Raw genomic sequence first — 24,520 nt, forward strand, 5'->3', positions numbered from 1 at the left:
AAGGTTCCGGATTCAAAGTCGCGCACCCGGGCGCGCTTAAAATCGAGGCTAAACCGGCGCCGGGGGCGGATGCGGTGGCTAGACATAAAATCGCTGATTTTGGGTCAACGTATTTCAGTTCTAGACAGGGTAGTTGGAAGCAAGTAGGGCATAGCGGGTAGTCAGCACCGGGAAGAAACGACTATAACCTATGCCCTACCCACTATAACCTACCTTTGCCCTATGCAATCCTTCCGCCGCCTGCTCGGCTACATGGGAAACTATCGGGGGCTGGTGGCCGTGGCGATCGTCTGCAACATCCTGACGGCGATCTTCACCGTGGTGAGCATTCCTATTTTTCAGCCCTTCTTTAACCTGCTGTTCGAGCAGACGGAACCGGTATTGACCGCACCCGACGCCATTGCATCACTCGAGGATTTGGAGCAGTACGGCGGGTATAAAGTGACGCAGTGGATCCAGGAGCAGGGGAGGGAAACCGCGCTCACCTACGTCTGTGGATTCATCTTGCTCTCGTTTTTGCTCAAGAACCTGTTCCGCTACCTGGCGCTCTTTTTTATGGCACCGGTCCGCAACGGCATCATCCGCGATCTGCGCAACGAGCTGTATACTCACCTGCTGGGGCTGCGCCTGGGCTACTTCACGGAGGAGCGAAAGGGAAACCTGCTCAGCCGGATCACCAGCGACGTGCAGGAGGTAGAGAGCAGTATCCTGAACGTGCTGGAGGCCATCTTCCGGGAGCCCTTCATCATCATCGGCTCGCTGACCTTCATGATCTTTGTCAGTCCTTCGCTCACGCTGTTCGTGTTCGGGCTGATGGTCTTCACCGGCGTGGTCATCGGTGGACTGGGCAAGCGGCTCAAGCGTAGCAGTGGCGTAGTACAGGACAAACTAGGCGACATCGTCAGCCGCACCGAGGAGAGCCTGGGCGGCTTGCGCATCATCAAGTCGTTCGGCGCGGAGCGTTACCAATCGGGTCGCTTCGCGGAACTAAACGACACTTACCGCTACAGCCTGACGCGCCTGCTGTGGCGGCGCGATTTGTCCAGTCCGCTCACGGAATTCCTCGGCATCGCCACCGTGGCCGTGCTGCTGCTGTACGGCTCCCGCCAGGTATTCGCCGGCACGATGGAGGCGGGGACCTTTATCGCTTTCATCTTCGCCTTTTATATGGTCATCGATCCGGCCAAGAATTTTTCCAAGGCCTGGTACAACGTGCAGAAGGGGCTGGGAGCGCTGGAGCGGGTGGAGGCGGTGCTGGATGTTACGGGTGAAGGGGTAAAGGATGGAAGGGGAGAAGGGGTTAAGGGCAACCATGGCGGCGGAGCGCAGGTAAAGAGCCATCTTCCAACCGGTGAGTCGGCGGAGACGTCATTCAACGATTCAGTTAATACATCCTCCACTCCTTCGGACGGCGGACTTAAATTCGAGGATGTTTCCTTCCGCTATCAACCGGGGGAACGGGCGGTACTTCAGGATCTGAATTTTGCGATACCTACCGGAAAGGTGGTTGCCTTGGTCGGCGCCAGCGGGGGAGGGAAGAGCACCATCGCGGACCTGTTGCCGCGATTCTACGATCCAACCGAAGGACGGATTTTGCTGGACGGACGGGATTTGCGCGACTACCCGCTGCAAGAGTTGCGTTCACGCTTCGGTATCGTAAGCCAGGAGGCGATCCTGTTCAATGACACCATCTACAACAACATCGTCTTCGGCATGGAGGGCGTAACGGAGAAAGAGGTTGAGCATGCCGCGCGGGTGGCGAATGCTTACGACTTCATCGCGGCGTCACCAGATAGGTTCAATACCAATATCGGTGACCGGGGCACAAAACTCAGTGGCGGGCAGCGGCAGCGCCTCACCATCGCCCGGGCGGTGCTCCGCAATCCGGACATCTTGATCCTCGACGAGGCTACTTCCGCGCTGGACAGCGAATCCGAGCGGCTCGTACAGGAAGCCCTCCAGCGACTGATGCAGAACCGCACCGCCCTGGTGATTGCCCACCGCCTCAGCACAATCCAGAACGCCGATGAAATCATCGTGCTGGATGCCGGCCGCATCATCGAGCGGGGCACCCACGGGGAACTGCTGGAGCGGGGTGGGGCGTACCGGAAGTTGGTGGAGTTGCAGGAGGTGTAGGGGGCTAGGCAGGTAAATAGCTACGAAATACCTACCTTGTAGTGTAGATTTTACGACTTGCTGCCTTTTGGTAAAAGTCTTCTTTTCACACTCCACTCTATGAAACCGATTTTCTCGCTCCTCGTGGCCATGGTATGTATGGCCGGTACGCTTACCGCTCAGGACTTTCCTCCGCCACTATTCCGGTTTTCCTTCGACGGTATCCCGGCGGACCAGAGCGATAACCAGCTCTCCGTAATCTCCACGGATATCGGCTACCGGGCGGACCGTTCCGGAAACGTCCTGCAGGCGGCTTACTTCAACGGATATTCCAGCGTAATCCAGTTCCGGCAGACGGGTGTCACGCCGGCCAACGACTTCACCATCAGCGGTTACTTCAATTCCTTCGGAATCGCGGACTCCGAACAGACCAGCAGTATCATTAACCAGTACGCCTGGTTTACTAATCAGCGCAATTTCCGCATCGGAATTTCGGACAACGAACTGGTGGCCCTGGTTTGGGACGGCCCGGAATTACCAGACCGTTTGGAGATCGCAGTACCTATACAGGACAACCTATGGTACCACTATGCGCTCACCGTTACGGCCGATAATCGATTCCTGTTTTACCTGAACGGTTGCCTGCTGACCGAACAGCAGATGGAAGGGCCCATGCGACTCGGTAGCGAACCGATCCGTATGGGAAACAGCAACGAATACGGAGAAACCCTTCCTGGCAACGATCATCACTTTTACGGCATAATGGACGAAGTGGTCATGTACAGTTCTGCCCTCACCACCGCGCAGATCGCCGTTCTGGCCGAGGATCTCGACCTCTACGATGCCGTACCGGTGACGGTAGGTCTCGATTTTGATGAGGGCCTGGAAGCAGACGGCTACCGGCTTAGCTTCGACGATCTATCCTTCGGGGAAGACGTTCTCGGGGCTCCGGATTCGGCGGCTTACTTCAACGGAAGTACCTCTCACGTCACGGTAGAGGGATCGGAGGCCATAAAGGGGAATGACTTCGCCCTGGCGGCCTGGTTTTACCCGGAAAGCCTGGTTGCTGGCCAGCAGTCGGGACACCTCTTCAGCCAATACAATTGGCTTAACGGGGAGCGTAGCCTTCGCCTGTCCATGACCGACGATAGCCTGCGGCTACACGTCTGGTACGGGGAACGCTACCCGGAATTCAGCAGTGCAGCCACGGCACTTACCCTGAACGAATGGCACCAAGTGGTGGTCAACGTCACCCCGGAAAATGCCTTGTCCTTCTACCTGGATAGCAGTTTGGTGGCTGAGCTTGTGTTGCCCGCGCCAATTATCACCAGTAGCGTACCGTTCCGTATCGGAACGGCGGATAATATGGAGGGCGACCGGCCGGGCAATGCACACCACTTCCGAGGAAAGATCGACGGGTTCAAAGCCTACACCATGGCGCTGTATCCCTGCGTACTCGAAGAGATACTTACCACACCGGAAAGCTATATTCGTCAGGTAAACGGAGGCGGCACCGAGGAGCCTACCTCCAATATCACCGCGGAACCTGCCGACCTGGGAATAAAGATTTTTCCCAATCCAACCACCGGGATCCTTCGTTTGGATATTCCCAGGGGGGAGGAATACACCGTCACCGTCTTTGCCACCTCCGGTGCGGCCGTACTTACCCGTCCGGTCGTCACGGGCGAACTTAACCTCGGATCACTACCGGCCGGGACCTATCTGCTGCGGCTATCCGGTCCGCGGGGAACCGCCGTGGAGCGGGTAATGAAACAATAAGCCAGGCTAGCGTGCGGGTTTGCGCATTTACACCTCGGTGGCTTCAATCTTCAGTTTACAAAACCGACAGTAAGATCAAGGATGTTTCCTTTGGAGGAAACAAGCGGGTTGCGTAATTTATCGCTAAGTAAACTTGTTGTCCGAGCATGTCCCGAAACGGCACCATATCCTTTCTGCACGAATCAATGGTCGCAGAGGTGAAAGCTTTCCTAAAGCTAGAAGGGATTACCCAATCCGAATTCGCCAGTCGCCTCGGGGTAACCAAGGGGCAGGTTTCTAAACTGATCAACTCCCCGACGGATACCAAGCTATCCACCATCGTAAACCTGGCGGCGGCGATCGGCAAGGAACCCATGCTGGTCTTTACCGACGGTCGACGGGAGGCCCACCGGTACCCAGGTGACAGCGCCGCCGTAGCGGAACCCGAACGGCCATACGGCGAACGCATCCGCCAAAAGGTGAAATGGGCCGATTTGCAGCAGCTACCGGTGCTCGAGCAAGCTACCGCCATAAAGGCGGACATAGACGCCCGCCGGCCCATCAGCCGGAATATGGAAGAGCACGTGCTGCAGCAAACGCTACGGATATGGAACTACAATTCCAACGCCATCGAGGGGAACCAGCTGACCTACGGCGAAACGCTGACGCTATTGCTTTACGGCATCACCGCGAAGGGTAAGCCCCTCAAGGACCACCTGGACATCATCGGTCACCGTGATGCCGTCAACGTGATGCTGGATATGGTGAAGGGCGACCGCCCCCTGCGCCAAACGGACGTACGGCAGCTGCACCAGATCATGCTGAAGGAGGACTATCCCCAGCGGGCGATTACGCCGGATGGGCGGCGTGTGTTCCGCACTATTCATGTAGGCGTGTACAAGCGCGAACCCAACCATGTCCGGACCGCCAGCGGCAAGATGCACTACTTCGCCGAGCCGAACGCCGTACCCGGGCTAATGCGAGAACTACTGGACTGGTACGAACTGGCGGAACGGGAAGATGAGCTTCATCCTCTCTTGCGGGCGACGGTGCTCCACCATGAATTCGTGGCCATACATCCCTTTGACGATGGCAACGGTCGTATCGGGCGAATGGTGATGAATTTTGCGCTTATGCGCGCCGGTTTTCCGGCCACGATCATCCCGGTGTCCAACCGACTGGAATACTACCGGGCGCTATCCGCCGCGGATGAGGGCGATTACGTTCCCTTGGTCAGCTTCGTTGGCGCTCGGCTACTGGAAGCCCTTGACGTCCAACTAGCCACCGCCCGCGGCGAAGACATCGGCGGCTCGAAGTGGGATACCCCGGACGACGACCCGCGTTAGCTCAACAGCTTCCGCAGCGACTCGTCGGCCCGCTGAAAACCAAACGTTCCGAGCACCTGCTCCCGCTTCTGCGCGATCCGCTCATTCCCCAAATTCCCCAGGCTGCCCAGGTGGGTGTGCCTGAGTTCGGTGGGTGGGGTGAAGGTCCCCGCCTCGATGTCGGCACCGACTTGTTTGTAAGCATCGCGGAAGGGCACGCCTTTTAATACCAAATTATTCACCGCCTCCACGCTGTAGAGGAAGGTGTAGCGCGGATCGGTCGGTAATTCCTGGGCGTGGACCTTCGTGCGGGGAAGGGCGTAGAGCGCGATGGCCAGTCCGTCCTCCAGTTGGTCGAGGGCGGGGAAGATGGCCTCTTTCAGGAGCTGGAAGTCCCGGTGGTAGCCGCTGGGCAGGTTGCCGGTCAGCTGGCTCATCTGGGTGGGCAGGGTTTGCAGCAGATTGCAGCGGCCGCGCAGGAGCTCGAAGACGTCCGGATTCTTCTTGTGCGGCATGATGCTCGACCCGGTGGTGAGGTCGTCGGGCAGCTGTAGGAAGCCGAAGTTCTGGCTGCTGTAAAGGCATACGTCCATGGCCATTTTGCCGATGGTTTGCGCCAGGCTAGCGATGGCGAAAGCGACGGTCAGCTCCGTCTTGCCGCGGCCCATCTGGGCGGCTACGACGTTGACTACCGGCGACTGGAAGCCCAGTAATTCCGTCGTACGGTCACGGTCGAGGGGGAAGCTGGATCCGTAGCCGGCGGCCGAGCCGAGGGGGTTTTGGTCTACGGTATCGTAGGCCGCTTTCCACAGCCGGAGATCGTCGATGAGGGCTTCCCCATAAGCACCGAACCAGAGGCCGAAGCTACTGACCATGGCTACCTGCAGGTGGGTATAACCGGGGATCAGTTTATCCTGGTGCTCCTCGCTCAGTTCGGTCAGCGTACGGCTCAGTTCGGCCGTCTGCTCCACGATGCCCTGGATACGCTGCCGGAAATAGAGGCGTAAATCGACGAGCACCTGGTCGTTGCGGCTCCGGCCGGAGTGGATCTTCTTACCGTCGTCGCCCAGTTCCCGGGTGAGCATCAGTTCGACCTGACTGTGGACGTCCTCCACGCCGTCTTCGATGGTGAATTGGCCCGAGGTAGCTTGTCGGTACAGCTCCCGGAGTTTGGCTTTACACCTGCGCGCCGCCGCCGCATCAATCAGGTTGACTTCTTCGAGCATCGTCACGTGGGCGATGGAGCCCAGGATGTCGAAGGGGGCGAGCTCGAGGTCCAGTTCGCGGTCGCGGCCGACGGTGAAATCGGCGATGCGTTGGTCGAGGGGGTAGTCTTTTTGCCAGAGTTTATCAGCCATACCGCGAAGATGCGGCAAAGCTAGCGGTTCCCCCAATCGTAGCCCTTGCGCATCAGCAACACGGCCTCGGGCGTGAGTTCATCCGGGCCGGAGAGCCGGATCGTATGCCGGTACTTCTTCTTGCCCATGTGATCGAGCGTTGATTTATGGAGGAGCGGACTGTGGATCATCTTATCGGTAAAGAAGGCGAGTTCCAGTACCTTGGTCATGGGGCGCACGACCATCCAGGCCTTTTTGTTGGTAAACATGATCGCCTTGCGGGCGGGCGTGATGAGGTTGGGTTCCCACTCGGCGGTGGCGATGAGCACGTCGTCGAAAGCCATGACGACCTCGTCGGGCTTCCCCTCGAAGATCTCGTCGATGGTCTTTTCGCTGCAGTAGTGATGCTGTCCCTCACGGCGGAAGGGGCGCTCGCATTTGGGGCACGTCCACATACCTGGGTAAACGGGAGGCTAGGAGAGCAGGTTCAGGTCGAAGGTGAAGCCAGGCAGCACGTCCTCGCCGGTGATCGTGCGGTCGAGCGGGCTGACGAGTTCTACGGAGCGGTCGGCGCGGTAGATCCAGAGGCGGTCGTTATCTACGTCGGCTAGCCAGGCGAGGCGAACGCCGTTGGCGATCCAGGATTCGCGCATCTTGGCTTCTAAGTCAGTGATGGCATCGGAAGGTGACGCCACTTCGACTACGAATTCAGGAACCACAGGAAGAAAATGCCGGAAATCCTCATCGGTGAAATTCGCAATCTTCTCTTTTGTTATATAGCAGGCGTCAGGACTTCTAACAGAGCCGTCTGGAAGCTTAAGTCCCACCGCACTACTTGCTACCTCCCCTCCTACTTCTTCCGCGTAAATACCAAGTTTTATGATAAATTTCGCTTCATTTCGGCCACTTCCAAAAGATACCGGACTCATAATCTTTATTCTACCATCGGGTTCTAGCTCTGCCTGAAGTTCCGGATTTTCCTTGCATAGTGACAGAAATTCGTCTAAACTCAGTCTCTTGGTGGAGTAAAGAGGTGAAATAGCAGGAGGTATAGCAAGGGGCGATTGCATATTTAAGATTAGATATCCAATATAACGGATAATTCAGTACCAGGTTAAAACTTGGGAAATCCCCTTCCGCTCAATCACCGGCACCCTAGCCCCCGTCGCCGGTAAACCCACCGGCAGCAACAGGTAGGCCCGCTCGTTCTCCGGGCGGCCAAGCACCTCCTGCAGAAAATTCATCGGGCTGGGGGTGTGCGTCACCGTCACCAAGCCCGCGTGATGAATGGCCGCGATCAGGAAGCCACAGGCGATGCCGACCGATTCGTTGACGTAGTAGTTCTTGTGGCGGTTGCCCGCTTCGTCCAGGTCGTAAGCCTTCTTGAAGACCACGATCAGGTAGGGGGCCGTGGTAAGGAAGGGCTTCTGCCAGTCGGTACCGAATTTCTCCAGGTCGGCCAGCCACGCGTCGGACATCCGCCCGTGGTAGTTCTCATATTCCTCCCGTTCCGCGGCTTCGCGAATTCGCTCCTTGATCGCCGGGTTCTCGACCACGCAGAAGGTCCACGGCTGCTTGTGGGCGCCGGATGGGGCACTGGCGGCGGTATGCACGATGTGCTCGATCACTTCCCGCGGAACCGGCGCATCCGAGAATTCCCGTACCGTACGGCGGGTTTTCAGGTCGGCGTAGAGAGCCGCGGCCCGGGCCGTCATTTCGTCGGGGGTGGGGCGGGAATAGTCCAGCGGTTGGAATTCAGCGTCCACTTAGCGCGCCCGCTCCATCGCGGTATGCACTTCGTAGAAACTGTACGTAAGCGTCAGGAAACCGATGAGGCAGAGGGCCCGGACAAGGGACCAGTCTACGTAGTGGTTGCCCGCCAGGATTTCGGTGCCGTGGAGCAAGAGGTAAACACAGCTGGCAGCTAGCAGGATGCCGCCGGCCGCCTGCAGGGCCGTACGGGTGGGGGAGGGGGTGTTGCCGTTCATGGGGAGAGAGACTAAAGTGAGAAGACGGCCGGGTAGGTTAATACGGAAGACAAGGGCAATTTTACAACGCCCGTCCGCTTCAAAAAAGTCTCTATCCTGGAAAATGCTGTCGGCTCAGCGTCAACCCTTTCCGAAGGTGGCGCTGCCCCGCGCTTCGAAGGGCGGCTGCTCGGGCCGCTTCGAGGGATTTTCCTCCAGCATGCGTAGCACCTCGTCGATGGCGCGCTGTAGTTGTGGATCTTCCCCTTCAATCACGGCCTCGGGTAGTTGCTCGACCTCGATGTCGGGGGCCACCCCTTCGTTTTCCACACGGTAGCCATCCTCGTCCCAGAAGGCCACGTTCGGGGCCGTGACCGATCCGCCGTCGATAAATTCCGGGTAGCCGAGTACGCCCACTAGGCCGCCCCAGGTCCGCTTACCGATGATCGGGCCGAGTTCGTTCTGCCGCCAGAGGTAGGGGAAGAGGTCCCCCCCCGAGCCGGCCGTCTCGTCGATCAGCAGCACCTTCGGACCCTGGATGGACGCAATCGGGGCGTGCTGGATCTCGCCGTAGCGGTAGGTCCAGCTGTTCTGGTAGGGGCGCATCAGCAGCTCGATGTAGTAGTCGGCAATCTGGCCGCCGCCATTGAAGCGCTCGTCCACGATCACCGCCTGCTTATTCACCTGGGGGAAGAAGTAGCGCTTAAAGTAGGCGAAGCCGCCGTAGCCGGTGTTGGGCACGTACACGTAGGCAACCCGCCCGTCCGTGGCTTCATTCACCATTTGCAGGTTGCCTTCCACCCAGTCACGGTTGCGCAGGCTGAATTCCTGTTCGACCGGAGTAACCGTGATCGTACGGGCATCGGAGCCATCGGCGTTCGGGCCGACGCGCAGGTCGACGTTACGACCGGCGGTACGCTCGAAGAAGCGGTACAGGTTGTCATCGGCGGTGACTTCCTGCCCATCAACGGCCAGCAAATAATCGCCCTCTTCCACGTTGACGCCGGGGGCCATCAGGGGTGCCTCCAGGTCCTGGTTCCAGTTGAGGCCGCCGTAGATCTTGGCGAAGCGGTAGCGTCCGTTGGCTACCTCGTAATCGGCACCGAGTAAGCCGCCGCCCACGCTTTCCCGGTCATCCAGTGGGGTACCGGTGCTGCCGAAGCGGTGGTGGCCGACGCCAAGTTCGCTACCCATCATGCGCATGACACGGTACAGCTGGTCGCTGGTCTTGACGTCCGCCAGGAAGGGCTCGTATTTCTCCTTCATCGCGTCCCAGTCCACGCCGTGCATATTCGGGTCGTAGAAGTAGTCGCGGTTCACCCGCCACATCTCTTCAAAGATGTTGTGCCATTCCGCCTGGGGGTCGATCCGGACGCTTAGGTTATAGCTATCCGCCGGCTTGAGGTCTTCCGCCTTGGGATCGGCGAGGGCGGTGATGCCGTACTTATCCCCTTGGTAAACCAGCAATTTCTCTCCGTTGCCGGTCACCCCGAAGCCACTGGCATCGATCAGGTCTTTCACCTCCCGGTCCTCCAGGCTGAAGCGGTGCATTTTACTGCCTTGGTCGTTGGAGCCAATAAAGAGCAGTTCCCCCTCCTTCGCGCTGGCCAGGTTTCGGTAATTGCCATTTGGGACGGGCAGGTGGACCACCCGGTTAGAAAGCCCCTCGAAGTCGATGGTGAAGTCGACGGGTTCTTCTTCCGTGTCGTCTTCCTCCTCATCCTCGTCCGCTTTATCCTCCTCACTCATAATCGCTTCGGTATCGTTGCGGCGCATGAGGGGGTTGGTGGTTTCCTTCTGGAGCGTCATCAGGTAGAGGTCATTGGTCGACCGCATATCGTTGCTCGATTGCTGGAACCAGTTGACGACCGGTCCGGCGTCGGTGGAAACCGCCAGGTAGAGGTACTTGCCGCTGGGGTCGAAGGTGGGCTCGGTGGCGTTCGCTAAGCCGTCGGTCACCGCCGTTGAGGTTCCGCTTTCGGTGTCGTAGACGTAAGCCTGCTCGAAGTTGGTACGCGTATTTTTGGTATAGGCGAGGTAGCGGCCGTTCGGTCCCCACGAACCGAACAGGTCGCGGTAGGCACCGGGGGAGTAGTTTTCATCCTGGTCGACCTTGCTGATCTTACCGGAGCTGACATCCAGGACGTACAGGTTGCGGCCATTATCAACAAAGGCTAGTCGCTTGCTGTCGGGCGACCAGTGCGGATAGGCATAGAAGCCCGTGCCGTCCAGTGCGATCTCCCGCACCTCGTTTTGGGCGGCGGAGCGCAGGTGTAAAGCATGTTCCCCGGAGGCATCGCTGAAGTACGCGATCGTTCTTCCGTCAGGTGACCAGGCCGGGTAGCTTTCGTGGACACCCGGCGTGTGCGTCAGGTTATCCACGTCGCCATTCTCGTAGGGGGCGGTCACGATCTCGCCGCGGTAGTCGAATACTAGTCGGGTACCCGAGGGCGAGGCACCCACCGACCGTACGTGCTCCGCGCCGGAGACATAGCGGGGCCGCACGTCCAGGATGTCGGCATTGACCGTTACGTCCAGTTGCCGGCTTTCCCCGGTGGCGTAGTCCAGCTCGTGCAGGTACCCGGCCTGCTCGAAGACGATCCCCTCCGGACCGGCCTGCGGACCGAATACGGGAAAGTCGTCGTAGGTGGTCAACGCCTCTACGTTCTCCGTAGCGGGATCATAGACGTACAGATTGTACTCCCCATCGCGGTCGCTGCGGAAGTAGACCTGGCCGTCGTGCCACTGGGGGTGCATGTCGTTGCTGCCACTTTCCGGCTTGGGAATCTCGGTGACGGAGTTGTCCGTCGTGTCGAAGATCCAGATACGGGAAACCGTACCGCCGCGGTATCCCTTCCACATCCCGGAGGCGTCGTAGTTCGGACTGTAGGCTACGTACCGTCCGTCGCCGGAATACGCTCCGGAAAAGGCGGTCGGGATGGGGAGTTGCTCGACCTGTCCGCCGTCCAAACCGATGGTGAATAGCCGATTGAAGCGATTGGTGAAGACGTTCCGCTGGGAAGTGAAAAGCACGCGATCTCCTTCCGGTGTGAATCCCTGGACCTCGTCGTCGTAGGGGTGCCAGGTCAGTCGTTCAGGAATGCCCCCTTCCACGGGGACCGTATACACATCCACGTTGCCGTCGTAGGCTCCGGTGAAGGCGACGGTTTGTCCGTCGGGGCTGAATACCGGTCCGTACTCATCTCCTTCCCCGATGGTGAGGCGGCGGACGTTACCGCCGTCGCGATCGGCTACCCATAGGTCGCCGGCATAGGCGAAGGCTAGGTGGGTCTCGCTCATAGCCGGGTCGCTTAGCAGACGCGTTTGGCCAGGAAGGATGCTGCAGGTTAAGAGGAGAAGGAGAGCGGCAAGGCTTCTAATCAAGGGCATGTAAATAATATTTGCTGGGACAACCAATGTACGATGGGTATTGAAAAGGGTTGCATGTAGGGGGGAGGTTTCTGCCTGCGCTGCGCCGCAATGCGAACCCAAATGGCCCGCTAACTGTCCCTACCTACACGCCTAACTACTAACCGACAACCCCTTCCCATGACCATAGACGATCACGCCATAGTCACCCTGACCTACGAGGTACGCGACGGCGGCCCGGGCGGCGCCCTTCTCGAACGGATGGACGTCAATTACCCCTTCAAATTCATGTTCGGTACCGGACGGATGCTCCCGGCCTGGGAACGGCGGTTATTCGGCCTGAAAAGCGGTATGGGATTTAGTTTTCTACTCAGCCCGGACGACGCTTACGGGCAACCTAACGATTCGCACATCCTGAAGGCTCCCATCGGCATCTTCAAAAACGAGCGGGAGCAGATCGAGCCCGGTCTGCTGGAGAAGGGGCAGTACATCACGCTCACCGACTCCGCCGGTAAGGACGTCAACGCCAAGATCCTCGACTGGGACGACGAGGTGGTGACGCTGGACGCTAATCATGCTTTGGCGGGGAAGACGCTGTTTTTCTCCGGTGCCGTGCTGGACGTGCGGGAGCCTACGGTGGATGAGTTGGTGCGGAAGCAGTTTATTGGGGAGGATGGGGTGCGGAAGTAGGTGGTGCTGCGCACTCGCTGCTCACGCCGCTTGTGGGGTAGGTATAAACACGGATGGCCACAGATTAGGGCACCGATTGATCACAGATTTTTTGGACGGTGTATGCTGCTACCGCAGCTGGTAGGCTGCGTTTGTATTGGTGACCTACTCGCTGCTTCGCAGCTTGTGGGGTAGGTTTAAACACGGATGGCCACAGATTAGGGCACCGATTGATCACAGATTTTTTGGACGGTGTATGCTGCTGCCGCAGCTTTGCGAGCATTTTAATACTGCGTTCACGGGTTGACTCGCCTTTTGTGAAAGGGCAATTTGTAAGCGTCGGCTAATTCTTGATAAGATTTAACACCACTCGCATTATAGTAGAGTGGGGCCGCGCAGTTTTACGGGATGGAATTAAATGACATCACCTACATTATTAGGGGGGCTGCATTTCGCGTACATGGGGAACTCGGACCGGGGCTGTTGGAATCCGCGTACGAAAACTGCCTCTGCTATGAGCTGCGGCGGCAAGGACTTCAGGTACGGCAACAGCCCGCGCTGCAGCTACGCTACCAGGAGATCAGCCTGGAAGTAGGCTACCGGATCGACCTGCTGGTCCAGGATCAAGTGATTGTGGAACTAAAGGCTGTAGAACGATTGGAACCCGTTCACACCGCCCAGCTGCTCACCTACCTGCGCCTGTCCGGCAAGAAGCTCGGATTATTGATCAATTTCAACGTCCAAAACTTGCAGAAGGGAATCAAGCGGTACGTTATGTAAAGTAAACTTGCATTCGCGTTTCACACAAAGCAAAGCGAACGCGTAGCAATAGGAAAGTTCTCCTGCTTTCTTACCTACCACAACTCGGATGAAACCCTCATTCAGCCTTTACTATCCCGCCAGAGTGTGTACGGGAAATCCGTGTTAAATCGGTGCCATTAATCCGCGAAATCTGTGTTGAAGACACCTCCCCAAGCTGCGCCAGCAGCGAAGGCGTCTCAAAAGAGGACAATGCTGCTCAATAACGAAGCTGCGGCAGCAGCGAGCATATTATACCGCGAACGAATAGCGGCAGCTACAAAAATCCGTGTTGAATCCGTGCCATTAATCCGCGAAATCTGTGTTGAAGTAACCTCCCAAGCTGCGCAGCAGCGAGGCTATCAAACGAGCTTTAAGTTGCGAAGCAGCGAGAAGGAAATAAACCCATAACACACGCATCTATTTCCGAGCCGCGTAAGCGGAGAAGAAGGCCGGCACCACTTCAATCCCCTTATAAAAATTCCATAACCCGAAGTGCTCATTAGGCGAGTGCAAACCATCCGTATCGAAGCCGAAGCCCATCAAAATAGTCTCGATACCCAGCACCTCCTTAAACTTCGAAACGATGGGAATGGACCCGCCTTCATACATCGGCACGGGCTCCTTGCCGAAAGCCTCCTTCACCGCTTCCGCCGCGGCGCGGTACTCTTCGGTATCGGTGGGGGTAACGTAGGGCTGGCCGCCGTGGTGGGGGTATACCTCTACCTTGACGGAGTCCGGGGCAATGGCCTTGAAGTGGTTGGTGAAGAGCTCGGTGATCTTGTGGTAGTCCTGGTTGGAGACGAGGCGCATGCTGATCTTGGCGTTGGCGACGGCCGGGATGACGGTCTTGGAACCTTCACCGGTGAAGCCACCCCAGATCCCGTTCACGTCGAGCGTAGGGAGGATGCCGGTGCGCTCGTAGGTGGTGTAGCCGGTTTCGCCCTCCAGGCCGAATACGCCGGGACTGTCCATATACTCCTGCTCGTCGAAGGGGGCATCCCGCATGAGCTGGCGGTCGCGGTCACTGGGGAACTCGACGTCGTCGTAAAAGCCGGGAATGGTGATGTGCTTGTTCTCATCCTTCAGGCTGGCGATCATCTCACACAGCACGTTGATTGGGTTGGCTACGGCACCTCCGAACAGGCCGGAGTGCATGTCGGCACGGGCGCTGCGCACCTTCACGTCGAGGTAGGTCAGTCCACGCAAACCGACCGTGATGCTGGGGGAATCCTTGCTCAACATGCTGGTGTCGGAGACCAGGATGACGTCGGCGGCCAGCATGTCTTTATGCTTACTGATGAAGGGTACCAGGTTGGGACTGCCGATCTCCTCTTCCCCCTCGATCATGAACTTGACGTTGCAGGGGAGGCTATCCGTCTGGATCATGGCTTCCACCGCCTTGACGTGGATAAACATCTGGCCTTTGTCGTCGGTGGCGCCGCGGGCGAAGAGGGCACCGTCGGGGTGGTGCTCCGTTTTCTTGACCGTCGGTTCGAAGGGGGGCGTATCCCACTCGTCGAGGGGGTCGGCGGGCTGCACGTCATAGTGGCCGTAGATCAGGACCGTAGGAAGGGACGCATCGATAATCTTCTCGCCGTACACGATCGGGTGGCCGTCGGTGGGGTAGAGTTCGGCTTTGTCCAGGCCCGCCCGCACTAAGTATTCCTGTACGTTGGCGGCACAACGCCGTGTATCCTCCTTATGCTCGGAGGCCGTACTGATGCTGGGGATGCGAATTAAGGCCTTCAGTTCTTCGAGAAAGCGGTCGCGGTGCTGGTCGATGTATTCCTGGGTGGTCATGATCTTTGGTTTTAGTTGGCTAACGCGCAGGTGCCGTCAAGGTTAGGGCGGCGGAGCGCAGGTACAATGATAAGTCGGAAAGCCGAACATGCCTGCCCGTCCGATGGGTTATACCAACAAAGGAAACACTATGAAAATCCAGCAATACATTCCCATTTCGGTGACCATCCTGCTAGCCGTTTTACTCACTGCCTGCGGGGAAGACGTGTCCGCGGGCGAGGCCGTAGGGGCCGGCATCGGTATCTGGGCGATCGGCAGCATCCTGGCCTTTATCCTGGTCGTTTGGGCCGTCATCGATTTGGTGCAGAAGCCCTATCCGATGGAAAAGAAATTGATCTGGGGGGTAGTCATTCTGGTTATTCCCTTCCTTGGTGCGGTGCTTTACTTTATTCTGGGGCGGAATAAGCAGTCGGTGATATAGGGTGCGGGGTGCGCGGGTGCGGGGTCACGTAAATCGGGACTCGCCGGGTCTCTCGCTTAGTAGCTTACTCACGTTAATGGTTTGGAAGGCTTACCAAGGCCTAGCCTGGATGATGAGAAAAAAAGCCTGGAGCTGGAGTTCCAGGACCCTGTGCGGGGTGGCGGAGCTCCAGCTCTGCCGGATGCTTTATTAGCTGGTTTATGCTTCCGTCTCGGAAAGGGCTTTTATATGCTGCCAAGCGTTCTAGGTGAGACTTACGCCTGGAGCTGGAGCTCCAGGACCCTGTGCGGGGTGGCGGAGCTCCAGCTCCGCCGGATGCTTTATTAGCTGGTTTATGCTTCCGTCTCGGAAAGGGCTTTTATATGCTGCCAAGCGTTCGAGGTGAGACTTACGCCTGGAGCTGGAGCTCCAGGACCCTGTGCGGGGTGGCGGAGCTCCAGCTCCGCCGGATGCTTTATTAGCTGGTCTATGCTTCCGTATCGGAAAGAGCCTTTATATGCTACCAGGCGTTCGAGGTGAGACTGACGCCTGGAGCTGGAGTTCCAGGACCCTGTTCGGGGTGGCGGAGTTCCAGCTCCGCCGGATGCTTTATTAGCTGGTCTATGCTTCCGTCTCGGATGGAGCTTTTATATGCTGCCGGGCGTTCGAGGAGAGAATATTGCCTGGAGCTGGAGCTCGAGGACCCTGTTCAGGGTGGCGGAGCTCCAGCTCCGCCGGATGCTTTATTAGCTGGTCTAGGCTTCCGTCTTGGAAAGGGCTTTTCTATGCTGCCAAGCGTTCTAGGAGAGAATCTTGCCTGGAGCTGGAGCTCCAGGACCCTGTTCGGGGTGGCGGAGCTCCAGCTCCGCCGGATGCTTTAGTAACTGGTCTATGCTTCCGTATCAGACAGGGCTTTTCTATGCTGCCAGGCGTTCGAGGTGAGAATTACGCCTGGAGCTGGAGCTCCAGGACCCTGTTCGGGGTGGCGGAGCTCCAGCTCCGCCGTATGTACCGTTAGCTGGTGGATGTTTCCGTACTGGACAGGGCTATGATATTGGGCGAGGCGTTTGAGCTGGGATTGATACCTGGGGCTGGAGCTCCACGACCCGTACCGTCCCTGAACCTCCGGGACCCTGACTACAAATACATATCCAGCAGCTCTGTCAGACGCTCTTCGGAGATGCCGCGCTCCAGTACGCCGCCGTGGGCGAAACTGATCTTACCCGTCTCCTCCGATACCACGAAGCAGGCGACATCGATCTTTTCCGTTACACCCACCGCGGCACGGTGGCGCAGGCCTACGGCCGCCGGTAATTCGGAGTTTTCGGATACGGGCAAGATGGCGCTGGCTTTAACGATGCGCCGATTGGAAATAAGGACCGCGCCATCGTGCAGTGGGCTTTCCTTGTGGAAAATACTCACCAACAGGCCATAACTGATATCGGCGTCGATTTCCGTTCCGCCGGTGATGACGGTATCCGGATCGGCATCCTGGGTGCAGACGATGAGGGCACCCGTGCGTTGGCGGGCCATACGCAGAAAGGCGCGCCGGACGATGGCCGTCTGGGGAGCGTGTTCCCGGTCGAATTCCTGACGGCCCAAGAGGCGGTTCCAGAAGCTGTCGCGCTGCCGGATGGTGCCGCTGCCCAATAGGAGGAGAAACCGTCGTACCTCGGGTTGAAAGATGATGATCAGACTGATGAAGCCTACCTGGATGAATTGATTCAGGATATTGCTCAGCAGATCCATCCCCAACGCGGTGAACGCCTGGTAGCTGAAGAACAGCGCGACGATCCCAACGAAGATGTTCAGCGCGATGCTTCCCTTCAGGAGGCGGTAAAGCCAGTAGATCAGGTAACCGACGACGAGCACGTCGAAGATATCCCAGATATCTACGGGTAGAAAACCGATCTGAAAAAGGAAGGGTAGGAGCATGCCGGTAGGACTACTGGATGCTGTCGGATGTCGCGTTCAGGCGCTGAAGGACCAGGCTGGTGATGTCGTAGTCGTCGTTGGTGATGAGCACGGCGGAATTTTGACCCTGGTTGAGGATGAAATCGTAGCCGTTTTCCTCCTGGAGATCTTCCAGTACGGCCTTGACGCGCTCGCTGAAGTTCTGCTGGATGCGCATTTGGTCTTCCTGGATGCTGTTCAGGGCCAGATCGCGCTGCTGCATGATTTCCTGTTCCTTGCGGGCGATGCGCTGCTGTTCGGCCTGGACCTTGTTGGGGGCGAGCAGTCCCTGCTGCATCTGATTCTGCAAACCCTTTACCTCGTTTTCGAGCGCTTTGACGCGGCCGGCGTGGTTTTCCTGGGCCTTCAGGAAGTTCTCTTCCAATCGTTGTAATTCCGTGGCTACCGCGGTGTAGCCGGCCTGCAGGCTATCTACTTTCACGAATACGATATCCAGACCGGAAGTGGCCCGGGCCGGGCTGGCGGCGGGGGCGGCGCTGGCGGGTGCCGTGCCGGAATTATCGCAACCAAAAAAGGTCAGGCAAAGCAGAACTAATGCGCTAGCGGAAAGTATTCTTGCAATGTCGGTCATCAAAACGGAATTTTTAAAAAGGCATTAACCCATCCGGGTGAAGTTATTGGACGGGCACCTTCGTGGATACCCCGCAAAAGTACAGTTTCAATATGGGACGTGACCGCCTATACATCCTGCTGGCCTTTTTCATTACCTACGTCGTCTGGGGGTCTACCTATCTGGCTAACTACTGGGCCATCGATTCCATTCCGGTTTTCGGCATGGGCGCTACGCGTTTCCTCACGGCCGGTGCACTCCTCTACGCCTTTACCCTCCTTCGGGGAGACCGGACGCTTCCCAAGCCCCGCCACGCGCTGAATAGTGCCGTGATCGGCGTCCTGCTGTTAAGCGTCGGCACCGGAGCCGTGGTCTGGGCACAACAGTATATTCCCACCAGCACGACCTCCCTGATCATCGCTTTTGAACCCCTGGTGGTCATGTTTATGATGTGGGGCTTTCTATCCAGCCGCCCCCCGGTAAAGGCATTCTTCGGAGCCTTTGTCAGCATCTGTGGGATGGCCCTCCTGATCACCCAACCGATTGCCGTGGGTGGAGGGGAAAGCACGTATGGCCTGCTGGGGATTGCCGCCGGTATGCTCTGCTGGGGTGCGGGGATGCTGCTCCGCCAACGGCTGGATCTTGGTGAAAACCGCATGCGCGCAACCGCCATGCAAATGCTTGGGGCCGGTCTGGTACTGCTGTTATTCAGCTTTTCCCTGGACGAGTGGGCCGGGTGGTCGTGGCAGGAGGTGACGCAGCGCTCCGCCTTAGCCTGGCTCTTCCTGGTGGTCTTCGGTTCGATCATCGCCTTCTCCGCCTTTAATTACCTGCTCGGACAGGTGAGCGCGGATAAGGTATCCACCAACACCTACGTCAATCCCGTAGTGGCTGTTCTCCTCGGCGGTCTGCTGAATGGGGAGGCGATCACCATCCAGTCCATGCTAGCGGGAGCGGTACTCCTTGGGGGGGTCTACTTTATAAATTCGGCTACGGCCTAAAATTCCGAAGGGCTGTGGCTCACGCGGCATGGAATTATCCCATCCGCCGTTCGTAGTCGGCAAAATCAAAGCTGCGTTGCTGTAGAATCTCCCCGTCGGCGTCTACCAGTACGATATCCGGATGGGGAACGCCATTGAACATGGTGGATTTCACCGTGGTGTAGTGTGCCATATCCTCGAAGATGAGGGTATCGCCCACGCGAGCGGGTTGGCGGAAGTAATAGGTGTCCAGGTAGTCACCGGCCAGGCAACTCATGCCGCCGAGGCGGTAGGGGTAGGCAAATCCGTCTTTTTCCTGCTCGCTGGCACCCCGCACCACCGGCCGGTAGGGCATTTCCAACGTATCCGGCATATGGCAGGTGAAGCTGACGTCGAGCATTAGGGTGGCCGAGCCGTAGTTGTTGACGATGTCGAGCACGGTGGCACTGAGGTAGCCGGTCCGCCAAACGTGGGCGCTGCCCGGTTCCAGGATTACCTGGAGGTGAGGGTACCGTTTGCGGAGATCGCGCAGGGTTTTGATCAAGCCTTCGAGGTCGTAGCCCTCGCGGGTCATCAGGTGGCCACCCCCCAGGTTGAGCCATTCGATCTGCTCGAGATAGTGGCCAAACTGCGCGCGGGTCCGCTCGATCAGCGTGGCGGTAGCGGCGGCGTCGCTTTCGCAGAGCGTGTGAATGTGCAGGCCCTTGAGCCCCTTAGGTGGCTTGGTCGGTAAGTTGGGAAGCGTTTCACCGAGGCGACCGAATTTGTTGGAGGGATTGTAGAGGTCGGTTTCCACCGGACTGTACTGGGGATTCACGCGTAAGCCGACGCTTGTCCCTAGCTTTTCCCACTGGCTCCGGTAGCGCTCCAGCTCGGTGAGGGTATTGAAGGTGAGGTGCTCCGACATACCGGCCAACTCCTCGAACTCACCGGGCCGGTACACGGGGGCGTACACGTGGGGCTTGCGGCCGAAGTGGGTCGCGATCAGTTTAGCCTCATTCAGGCTGCTGGCGGTAGCGCCCGGCAGGTATTCGGCCATCACCGGGAAGGCCGGCCAAAATGCGAATGCCTTCAGGGCCAGAATGATCTCGACCCCGGAGGCCGAGGCGACGTCGGAGACGATTTCCAGGTTGCGACGGAGCAGATCTTCTTCGATGACGAAAGCGGGGGAGGGTAGTGCCATGCCGCAAAGGTAAATCAATTACCGAGCCACTCCCGACACGCCTTTACCCGTTGTCGGCTCACGATGTTTTCCCCGGCGCCCTCGGTATCTAGTTCCAGGGCCAGGCGGTGATTAAAGTAAGCGGTCACCTTACGAACTCCCCGAACGTGGACGATCTGACCCCGGTTGATGCGAAACCAAAGATCGGGGTCCAGTTCGTCGGCGAGCCGGTCCAGGGTCCCGTCCAGCAAATAGCGCTTGCCGTCGGTGCCGGTGGCGAGCGTAACCCCATCCGAGCTGTATATCTGCCTCAGCTGATCCGTTTCGATGGGTATCCAATCCTGGCGGTACCGGACCAGCATGCGCTGTCGGTAGTTCTTTGCGGGCGGTGAAATCATCCGGGACAGCGCACCCCAGTCTGGTGTGGAGGGCTGACGGATGCGGCTAACTTTATCCAACGCGCGTACCAGCTCCGTTTCGGTAACCGGCTTCAGCAGGTAGTCTACCCCGTTGGTGCGAAAAGCACGAACGCCGTACTGATCGTAGGCCGTAGTAAAGATGATCGGGCAGGAACATTTGACCGTCTCCCATAAGTCGAGGCTTACACCATCGGCCAACTCAATGTCGCTGAAGATGACGTCGGGGTGCGGGCGCTCCTTTAAGGCAGCACGGGCCGGGGCGATGGAGTCCGTGGAAAAGGTAATCTGCGTAACCGGCGAGACCCGGGCCAGTATTTCCCGCAGCCGACGCATTGCGGGAGGTTCGTCTTCCAGAATCCAACAACTATGCGGTAGCATATTCGGGCGTATTCTCGAGTCGAAGTAAGGGGAGGGTAACGCGGTAGTGCGTGGAGGTGACGGCAACGGTAGCCTGTGCCCCGCCCGCCAGACGATACCGCTGCCGGAGATTGTCCTGGCCCCAGCCCGTGCTGTTCTTGCGACGGCTTCGGGGCTGTAGATTATTGACCACGTTCACTGCTTCCGCCGTGAGGATGATCTCAATCCGAAGCGGGTGGTCCTCGCTGACGACATTGTGTTTGATCGCGTTTTCCACGAGCAATTGGAGGGATAAAGGAACGAGGAAAACGGATTCTTCGAAGTTGTCCGGCAAGCTCTTTACCTGCGCTCCGCCGCCCGAATACGTCACGAGCAGTTTGTCTTCGAAGCGCGTTTTCATCAGGAAGACGTAGTCCTTGAGCGCCTCGAGTTCTTCCTCCAGGGTGATCAGGTCCCGGTGACGGTACTCCAGGATGCGCCGGTAGACCGCCGACAGGCGCTGGGTGAAGAGCACGGCTTTGTCTGTGTCTTCGGGGATGACCTGGACCAGGGTGTTAAGGCTGTTGAAGAGAAAGTGCGGGTTCACCTGTTGCTTCAGGGTTTCCAGCTGGGCCTGCACGTCGGTCCGCATCAGACGTTCCTGCTCGAGCAGACTCTGCCGATAACGGGTAAAAAAGTAAATCGACTCGTAGATGGCCAATACCATGAGGCAGAGCGTAGTGGCCACGGTGACCTCAAAAGACAAGGGTGCCGCGCCGTAGCCCGCACCGACTAGCCAATCGAGGCGGGGAAAGACCAGCGAATTCAGCACCGATTCGACCGCCAGAGCGAAGGTAACCGAGAAGGCGGTCATCAACTGGATGCGGCGGGGGGTATCCTTTTCCCCCGGATAGCGCCGCCGCAGGTAGACGACCACGCGCCGGTTGATGACCCAGTAAATCAGGGTATGCATGAAGCTGAAGGAAAGGCAGACGGACCAGTTGTAGTCGCTTCCTTCCCGGCCGGCAATAAACAATACCGCCGCCAGACCGGCCAGGAACGGAATGCCGAGCGCCATGGCCCAGTGATCGTCGAAGCCCAGGTAACGGATGCGTTCTTCGCGGCTCAGCAGCATACGACTAAGATAGGTCAAAACTGCACGCGGTACTGGACATCCGGAAAGAAGCCCGACTGGTAAGCGGTATTGACGCGGCCCGTTACGGGGTTATAGCGTTGCTGAAATACATTCTCCCGGTTGGTCAGATTCTGCAGGTCGATGAAGAAGCTCTGGCTGAACTTTTTGCCGGCTGAATTAAGCTGAACGCCGAACTTGAGGTCCCAGCGGAAGTAGCCGGCGTAGCGTTCGGAATAGGCGAGTTCTTCGTTGCGCAGGTCTACGCCCGCCTCCCGGCTCGCGACTATGTCCACCGGGCTATAGTACCTCCCCCCGGAAGTGGTCAGCTTGGTGTTGAGGGTGAAGCGGTGACGGCGCTGCTTGCCGAAGGGCCACTCCTTGCCGGCCAGCAGGTTGCCGACGTATTCGTTGTTGAAGGCGGTGTTCCGCTGAATGCCGTCGCTGCCCGTGTACCGGCTTTCGAAGACCGAGCTCGTGAGGAGGAAATACCAATTGTTCCGGAAGCTTCGGTCAAGGGTGAGTTCGACGCCGTAATTTTCCCCGGTTCCTTCATTGACCAGGCTGCCCCGCTCCGGAAAGACGAAGTCGGCTCCGGCGTTTAGCAAGGAAAAGCTGGAGGGAAAGCCGTCTACCGGAATATCGAATAGATGCTGGTAGTACACCTCGGTCTTGACTTTCCACGCCGGCCCCAGATGGAGTGCCGCACCCATTACGTAGTGATCGGCCCGCAGAAATGATAAATCCTGATTGGTGTCGCTCTGGCCGTTAGTCAGATCCCGAAAGAAGAAGACCGGCAGGGAAGGAACCTGGGAATGGCGACCGTAACCGGCGGTAAGGATAAGCGCCGGGCTCGCCTCGTAGGCGGTGGCCATCCTGGGTTCGAGCGCAAAGGATTCGGAGAGCGAAAAGTATTGGAGGTGGAGGCCGGCGTTGAGCGTCCAGCGGGAACCCGCGCGGTAGCGAGCCTGCCCGAACGCCTGTAGGAGCTGAAAATGGCCATCGAAATCCCGGAGGCGATCCAGGTCGGGCAATCCGTCCTCATCGCGATCGGGTTGCCCGTCGCGGTCGTCTACCAGCGTGCGCAGCTGCATCAGGTCCGTCTGGATACCTGTCCGAACGGTGGTTCGGTTGGACAGCTTGCTGTTCAGGTAGGATTTGAAATTGATGCCCGTGGTACGATCATCTACTTCAGTGTACAACAAGTCGTCCTGCAACTCTTCGTCTACGGCGAACTCCTGGAAGGTGTTCCCCTGAAGGTTACCGCTGATTACCGTTCTCAGGTAAGTGTTATCACCCGTGATCAGGTTATGGCGCAGACCGACCACGCCGAAGTAGCTGCGCGGATAGCTATTTCGCCCGGGGTTGGCGAACAGGTCGGTGGAATCCACCTTCGCCGCCAGGAAATCGATGTTGCTGGTCCCCGCGATGCCGAACAGCGAAAAGGTGCCGGCTTTCCGATTACCGAAGTCGAGGTTGAAGGTGAAATCGCGGTAGTCGGGGGTGGCATTGGTGCCGATATCGATGCCCAGCGTTTCGGTGAGCCCGACGAAGCTGTTGCGTAGGCTCGCGACGAAGGATCCCTTACCGCGCAGTGGTCCTTCGGCCATGAATTCCAGACCGGAGAAGGTGCCCAGCTGCCCCATGAACTCGTAGCGGTCGCGATTCCCCCGCCGCAGCCGCAGGTCGAAGACGCCGGAGAGGGCGTTGCCGTATTCGGCGGCGAAGGCGGAGGTGGAAAAGTCGCTGCTGGCAAGCAGGTTGGGATTCAGGGCGGAAACGGGACCGCCCGTCGTGCCCAGGGTAGCAAAGTGGTTGGGATTAGGTATGGGAATCCCCTCGAGCTGCCACAGGAGTCCGGAAGGGCTGTTTCCGCGGATCACGATGTCGTTGCGGCTATCGTCGGCCGTAGCCACTCCCGCCAGGTTGCCGGCCAGGCGGCTGACGTCGGCCCGCCCGCCGGCGAAGCGGTTGACCTGTTCGGCGGTGAACTGCTGGGTGGAGATGGTCGACATTTCGTTGACCGCCCCCCGCTCCGTACCCCCGCGAACCGTTACCGTTTCCAGGTCCGTCACCCTTTCTTCCAGCGATAGATCGAGGTGGACGTCCTTGCCGGCGGTGACGAGGATATTGGGGATCGTTTGCGATTCGTAGCCTAGATAGCTGATCCGAAGGGTCTGCCGGCCCGGGGGGACGGCTGCAATCTCAAACCGTCCTTCGGTATCGGTCGTGGTGCCCCTGGTTGCATCCGGGAGAAGTAATTCCACGGTAGCGCCGATGAGCGGCATTTCGGATTGGGCGTCGAACAGGTTACCGCTAATGCGTTGGGCGGTAAGTCCCTGGGCGAGTAGGAAGAAAAGAAGAAGGTAGTGAGGGTACATAGTCGGAATGGTTACCGCTAAGTACCCGCCGGAAGCGACCGGCCA

At 58.4% G+C, this 24,520-nt stretch carries 20 protein-coding genes; 7 read left to right on the forward strand and 13 right to left on the reverse strand.

Annotation, left to right across the window (positions count from 1 at the left end; all coding sequences use genetic code 11):
- Positions 1 to 222: 222 nt before the first annotated feature.
- The 3 genes from DRW39_RS13800 to DRW39_RS13810 all read left to right on the forward strand — a co-directional run bounded on the left by DRW39_RS13800 (position 223) and on the right by DRW39_RS13810 (position 5,219).
- On the forward strand, positions 223 to 2,136 hold the full coding sequence (locus DRW39_RS13800; RefSeq protein WP_116107648.1) for an ABC transporter ATP-binding protein: 1,914 nt from the start codon (positions 223 to 225) through the stop codon (positions 2,134 to 2,136).
- A 99-nt stretch (positions 2,137 to 2,235) separates the two neighbouring features.
- Positions 2,236 to 3,894, forward strand: a complete 1,659-nt coding sequence (locus DRW39_RS13805) for a LamG-like jellyroll fold domain-containing protein (protein ID WP_116107649.1) — start codon at positions 2,236 to 2,238, stop codon at positions 3,892 to 3,894.
- 146 nt (positions 3,895 to 4,040) lie between these two features.
- Positions 4,041 to 5,219: a Fic family protein gene (locus DRW39_RS13810; RefSeq protein WP_116107650.1), complete on the forward strand. Its 1,179-nt coding sequence runs from the start codon at positions 4,041 to 4,043 to the stop codon at positions 5,217 to 5,219.
- On the opposite strand, the gene argH is transcribed toward DRW39_RS13810, so the two are convergent.
- The 6 genes from argH to DRW39_RS13840 all read right to left on the reverse strand — a co-directional run bounded on the left by argH (position 5,216) and on the right by DRW39_RS13840 (position 11,802).
- Positions 5,216 to 6,556 (reverse strand): argininosuccinate lyase, encoded by a 1,341-nt coding sequence (gene argH, locus DRW39_RS13815; RefSeq protein WP_116107651.1) that lies wholly within the window; start codon positions 6,554 to 6,556, stop codon positions 5,216 to 5,218. The two genes, DRW39_RS13810 and argH, sit on opposite strands and share 4 nt — an antisense overlap.
- A 20-nt stretch (positions 6,557 to 6,576) precedes the next feature.
- Complete coding sequence (locus tag DRW39_RS13820; protein WP_116107652.1) at positions 6,577 to 6,990, reverse strand: DUF5655 domain-containing protein; 414 nt, start codon at positions 6,988 to 6,990, stop codon at positions 6,577 to 6,579.
- 18 nt (positions 6,991 to 7,008) lie between these two features.
- The gene (locus DRW39_RS13825) at positions 7,009 to 7,605 is read right to left on the reverse strand and encodes a Uma2 family endonuclease (RefSeq protein WP_116107653.1); all 597 of its coding nucleotides are present in this window, start codon (positions 7,603 to 7,605) and stop codon (positions 7,009 to 7,011) included.
- Positions 7,606 to 7,638: 33 nt separating this feature from the next.
- Positions 7,639 to 8,301, reverse strand: a complete 663-nt coding sequence (locus tag DRW39_RS13830; RefSeq protein WP_232830153.1) for a nitroreductase family protein — start codon at positions 8,299 to 8,301, stop codon at positions 7,639 to 7,641.
- Positions 8,302 to 8,523 carry a hypothetical protein gene (locus DRW39_RS13835; protein WP_116107654.1) on the reverse strand — a complete coding sequence of 74 codons (222 nt, stop codon included), beginning with the start codon at positions 8,521 to 8,523 and terminating at the stop codon, positions 8,302 to 8,304.
- Positions 8,524 to 8,643: 120 nt separating this feature from the next.
- A complete protein-coding gene (locus tag DRW39_RS13840) occupies positions 8,644 to 11,802 on the reverse strand; it encodes a S41 family peptidase (RefSeq protein ID WP_116107655.1) in 3,159 nt (1,052 codons plus the stop codon).
- A gap of 249 nt (positions 11,803 to 12,051) precedes the next feature.
- Between DRW39_RS13840 and DRW39_RS13845 the strand changes: the two genes are divergently transcribed.
- Both DRW39_RS13845 and DRW39_RS13850 read left to right on the forward strand, forming a co-directional pair.
- Positions 12,052 to 12,561 (forward strand): peptidylprolyl isomerase, encoded by a 510-nt coding sequence (locus tag DRW39_RS13845; RefSeq protein WP_116107656.1) that lies wholly within the window; start codon positions 12,052 to 12,054, stop codon positions 12,559 to 12,561.
- Between the two features lie 387 nt (positions 12,562 to 12,948).
- Entirely contained in the window at positions 12,949 to 13,320 is a 372-nt protein-coding gene (locus DRW39_RS13850; protein WP_116107657.1) for a GxxExxY protein, read from the forward strand.
- A 438-nt stretch (positions 13,321 to 13,758) separates the two neighbouring features.
- On the opposite strand, the gene DRW39_RS13855 is transcribed toward DRW39_RS13850, so the two are convergent.
- Positions 13,759 to 15,141, reverse strand: a complete 1,383-nt coding sequence (locus DRW39_RS13855) for a dipeptidase (protein ID WP_116107658.1) — start codon at positions 15,139 to 15,141, stop codon at positions 13,759 to 13,761.
- 130 nt (positions 15,142 to 15,271) lie between these two features.
- Here DRW39_RS13855 and DRW39_RS13860 point away from each other — a divergent pair, with 130 nt between their 5' ends.
- On the forward strand, positions 15,272 to 15,562 hold the full coding sequence (locus DRW39_RS13860; RefSeq protein ID WP_157976114.1) for a PLD nuclease N-terminal domain-containing protein: 291 nt from the start codon (positions 15,272 to 15,274) through the stop codon (positions 15,560 to 15,562).
- Between the two features lie 1,116 nt (positions 15,563 to 16,678).
- Here the strand turns inward: DRW39_RS13860 and cdaA are convergent.
- Both cdaA and DRW39_RS13880 read right to left on the reverse strand, forming a co-directional pair.
- Positions 16,679 to 17,476, reverse strand: coding sequence for a diadenylate cyclase CdaA (gene cdaA / locus DRW39_RS13875; RefSeq protein ID WP_116107662.1), 798 nt, complete (start codon positions 17,474 to 17,476; stop codon positions 16,679 to 16,681).
- 10 nt (positions 17,477 to 17,486) lie between these two features.
- Positions 17,487 to 18,086, reverse strand: coding sequence for an OmpH family outer membrane protein (locus DRW39_RS13880; protein WP_116107663.1), 600 nt, complete (start codon positions 18,084 to 18,086; stop codon positions 17,487 to 17,489).
- A gap of 92 nt (positions 18,087 to 18,178) precedes the next feature.
- Here DRW39_RS13880 and DRW39_RS13885 point away from each other — a divergent pair, with 92 nt between their 5' ends.
- A complete protein-coding gene (locus tag DRW39_RS13885; RefSeq protein ID WP_116107664.1) occupies positions 18,179 to 19,066 on the forward strand; it encodes an EamA family transporter in 888 nt (295 codons plus the stop codon).
- A 34-nt stretch (positions 19,067 to 19,100) separates the two neighbouring features.
- Here the strand turns inward: DRW39_RS13885 and nspC are convergent, their stop codons facing one another.
- From nspC to DRW39_RS13905, 4 genes are read right to left on the reverse strand one after another with little or no spacing between them, the layout of a single operon-like run.
- Positions 19,101 to 20,228 carry a carboxynorspermidine decarboxylase gene (gene nspC, locus DRW39_RS13890; RefSeq protein ID WP_116107665.1) on the reverse strand — a complete coding sequence of 376 codons (1,128 nt, stop codon included), beginning with the start codon at positions 20,226 to 20,228 and terminating at the stop codon, positions 19,101 to 19,103.
- A 14-nt stretch (positions 20,229 to 20,242) separates the two neighbouring features.
- Positions 20,243 to 21,004 carry a LytR/AlgR family response regulator transcription factor gene (locus DRW39_RS13895; protein WP_116107666.1) on the reverse strand — a complete coding sequence of 254 codons (762 nt, stop codon included), beginning with the start codon at positions 21,002 to 21,004 and terminating at the stop codon, positions 20,243 to 20,245.
- On the reverse strand, positions 20,991 to 22,097 hold the full coding sequence (locus tag DRW39_RS13900; RefSeq protein WP_116107667.1) for a sensor histidine kinase: 1,107 nt from the start codon (positions 22,095 to 22,097) through the stop codon (positions 20,991 to 20,993). Before DRW39_RS13900 ends, DRW39_RS13895 begins: the two co-directional genes overlap by 14 nt.
- Positions 22,098 to 22,111: 14 nt before the next feature.
- Complete coding sequence (locus DRW39_RS13905; RefSeq protein ID WP_116107668.1) at positions 22,112 to 24,475, reverse strand: TonB-dependent receptor; 2,364 nt, start codon at positions 24,473 to 24,475, stop codon at positions 22,112 to 22,114.
- Positions 24,476 to 24,520: the final 45 nt, after the last annotated feature.

The sequence above is a fragment of the Lewinella sp. IMCC34191 genome, from assembly GCF_003390935.1.
In the GTDB taxonomy this organism is placed as follows: Bacteria; Bacteroidota; Bacteroidia; order Chitinophagales; family Saprospiraceae; genus Neolewinella.

Excerpts from the sequence above, each read along its gene's own strand:
- DRW39_RS13800 (WP_116107648.1), top strand. The coding sequence starts at position 223 with ATGCAATCCTTCCGCCGCCTGCTCGGCTACATGGGAAACTATCGGGGG.
- DRW39_RS13805 (WP_116107649.1), top strand. The coding sequence starts at position 2,236 with ATGAAACCGATTTTCTCGCTCCTCGTGGCCATGGTATGTATGGCCGGT.
- DRW39_RS13810 (WP_116107650.1), top strand. The coding sequence starts at position 4,041 with ATGTCCCGAAACGGCACCATATCCTTTCTGCACGAATCAATGGTCGCA.
- argH (WP_116107651.1), bottom strand. The coding sequence starts at position 6,556 with ATGGCTGATAAACTCTGGCAAAAAGACTACCCCCTCGACCAACGCATC.
- DRW39_RS13820 (WP_116107652.1), bottom strand. The coding sequence starts at position 6,990 with ATGTGGACGTGCCCCAAATGCGAGCGCCCCTTCCGCCGTGAGGGACAG.
- DRW39_RS13825 (WP_116107653.1), bottom strand. The coding sequence starts at position 7,605 with ATGCAATCGCCCCTTGCTATACCTCCTGCTATTTCACCTCTTTACTCC.
- DRW39_RS13835 (WP_116107654.1), bottom strand. The coding sequence starts at position 8,523 with ATGAACGGCAACACCCCCTCCCCCACCCGTACGGCCCTGCAGGCGGCC.
- DRW39_RS13840 (WP_116107655.1), bottom strand. The coding sequence starts at position 11,802 with ATGAGCGAGACCCACCTAGCCTTCGCCTATGCCGGCGACCTATGGGTA.
- DRW39_RS13845 (WP_116107656.1), top strand. The coding sequence starts at position 12,052 with ATGACCATAGACGATCACGCCATAGTCACCCTGACCTACGAGGTACGC.
- DRW39_RS13850 (WP_116107657.1), top strand. The coding sequence starts at position 12,949 with ATGGAATTAAATGACATCACCTACATTATTAGGGGGGCTGCATTTCGC.
- DRW39_RS13855 (WP_116107658.1), bottom strand. The coding sequence starts at position 15,141 with ATGACCACCCAGGAATACATCGACCAGCACCGCGACCGCTTTCTCGAA.
- DRW39_RS13860 (WP_157976114.1), top strand. The coding sequence starts at position 15,272 with ATGAAAATCCAGCAATACATTCCCATTTCGGTGACCATCCTGCTAGCC.
- cdaA (WP_116107662.1), bottom strand. The coding sequence starts at position 17,476 with ATGCTCCTACCCTTCCTTTTTCAGATCGGTTTTCTACCCGTAGATATC.
- DRW39_RS13880 (WP_116107663.1), bottom strand. The coding sequence starts at position 18,086 with ATGACCGACATTGCAAGAATACTTTCCGCTAGCGCATTAGTTCTGCTT.
- DRW39_RS13885 (WP_116107664.1), top strand. The coding sequence starts at position 18,179 with ATGGGACGTGACCGCCTATACATCCTGCTGGCCTTTTTCATTACCTAC.
- nspC (WP_116107665.1), bottom strand. The coding sequence starts at position 20,228 with ATGGCACTACCCTCCCCCGCTTTCGTCATCGAAGAAGATCTGCTCCGT.
- DRW39_RS13895 (WP_116107666.1), bottom strand. The coding sequence starts at position 21,004 with ATGCTACCGCATAGTTGTTGGATTCTGGAAGACGAACCTCCCGCAATG.
- DRW39_RS13900 (WP_116107667.1), bottom strand. The coding sequence starts at position 22,097 with ATGCTGCTGAGCCGCGAAGAACGCATCCGTTACCTGGGCTTCGACGAT.
- DRW39_RS13905 (WP_116107668.1), bottom strand. The coding sequence starts at position 24,475 with ATGTACCCTCACTACCTTCTTCTTTTCTTCCTACTCGCCCAGGGACTT.